The organism is Acinetobacter sp. YH16052 (assembly GCF_013417155.1).
Taxonomy (GTDB): Bacteria; Pseudomonadota; Gammaproteobacteria; order Pseudomonadales; family Moraxellaceae; genus Acinetobacter.
Genome location: NZ_VPEO01000128.1, coordinates 1 through 1,736 on the forward strand (window position 1 = coordinate 1; position 1,736 = coordinate 1,736).

The 1,736-nt window shown below is 41.5% G+C and carries 2 protein-coding genes; both read right to left on the reverse strand.

Annotated features, from left to right (window positions below; translation table 11 throughout):
* Nucleotides 1–371, reverse strand: a 371-nt coding sequence (locus FTV42_RS16625) for a hypothetical protein (RefSeq protein WP_180039231.1), incomplete at its 3' end; no start/stop codon positions are given.
* A complete protein-coding gene (gene mobQ / locus FTV42_RS16630; protein ID WP_180015673.1) occupies nucleotides 368–1,339 on the reverse strand; it encodes a MobQ family relaxase in 972 nt (323 codons plus the stop codon). The genes FTV42_RS16625 and mobQ, both read right to left, overlap by 4 nt.
* Nucleotides 1,340–1,736: the final 397 nt, after the last annotated feature.

Consider the following 1,736-nt stretch of genomic DNA (forward strand, 5'->3'; position numbering starts at 1 on the left):
AGCGGATATTTTTTTAGTACAGCCATATCTGCTCTACGTTCATCAATTTCGTCTTTGCTTGGTATGTATAAGAAGATAGCCAAAATGAATACCATCATCACAGCCACAAACGTGCTGGCAAAAATAAGGATAAGTTTTAAGTTGAGCCTGTTTGTAGCTTCGTTTAATGCCTGAATACTGTTGTTTAATGCACCTGTATGCTTTTTATTTGCGTTTTCTAGCGATTTTTCAGCCTTGTCTAGCACTCCACTAGCGACTTGGTTGTAAAACTGCTCTAATCGCTTCTTATCGTCTGCTATGGCTTCTCGATATTCCTTCATGGATGCCAATAAAATATATAACTGGTCATCTAAATCATTTTGATTACTCATAATGACATTCCGCCTCTACTTAGTTTTTGAGATGCCTTGCGGAGTGCTTGCTCGGCTCGTTGTTTATCTAATTCTTGCTGTCGTTTCATTTCCGCTTGGCGTTCCAGTTCTAGACGTTTGGTTTCTTGGTTCTTCTGCCATTGATCAAAACCTTGATCGACACGGTTTAAACCACGCTGTAAAACGCTCTCTTTCTGCTGTTTCTGTTGGTCAAGCTGTTGGGCGTTCTGCTGTTTCACATTGTCATTAAAACGGCTGATTTCAGTGTCTATGCCTTGTCTGCGTAATTGGGTGACTTTAGTGCCTTCATGGATGGTGGCTTGTAGTCCGTTATTCTGATCGGCATAGCTGCGGTGGTCTATTTTTTCCTGAAAGCCTGCTCGTTCTAATGCGTGATTGGCTAAATTTGCCCACGTTTCCCGAATCTGTTTAATTTCGTCTTGGGTTGTCCCCATACCAAGGCTTTTTCGTTTGGCGTTACTGAGTTCAATATCGGTTTTGGTGGTCAGAGTGAGTTTATTGTCTGCATTCAATTCGGCTTTTCGGGTTGTGAGCATGATATGGGCGTGATGGTTTTTATCATTACCGCCTTTACTCGGTTCATGGATGGCTAAATCTGCGATTACGTCATAGCGATCAACTAAGGACCTGGCAAAGTCTTTTGCCAAGTCCTTACGTTGATCAGCGTCTAATTCATCGGGTAGGGCGATTACCCATTCTCTAGCGGTTCGGGCATCTTTGCGGTTTTCGGACTGTTCTGCCAAGTTCCAAAGGTCATTACGGTCAATTTCAATATCGAGATTCGAGATAATTTCTGAATGGGCGACACCATCTTTTCTTGTAAAGTCATGGGTCAGCCCTGTGCGTTCATCTTTGAGCTTTTCACCTGCACGATAAGCCATAGATGCAACAGCAGTTCTGCCTGAACTTCGATTAACTGTTTTGGTCGAGCAATGATAAATCGCCATCGCTTAACACTTCCGACTAGCAGGGACGTAATAACCGCATTTTTCACATTCTCTTTTTAGGTTCTGAACTTCTCTTTCTTCTGCATGTTGTGCCATCTGTTCAGGCATCTTATAAGTGCATTCGTGTCCGCAATTTGGACAAAGGTAAAGGTGAGTTTCTCTAAAATTATACCGATACATTTTTATTTACCTTTTGCTTTTTTAAATTGCGTAGCAATTTTTTGGGGTTAAGGGGATTCCCCTTACGCAAACTTTGACTTGGATGAAATCCAAGTCGTAAGTGCGCATTTCATGAAAAACACGATAGCATATTACCCGCTTGAATTTCAATTCATAGGGTCTTATGCTTGAGTGGTTTTCTATATTCCGAAATTAATCGTTATGACTAAATCTGCTG

Bases quoted from the DNA above. Each gene is read 5' to 3' on its own strand.
- mobQ (WP_180015673.1), bottom strand. From the start codon at position 1,339: ATGGCGATTTATCATTGCTCGACCAAAACAGTTAATCGAAGTTCAGGC.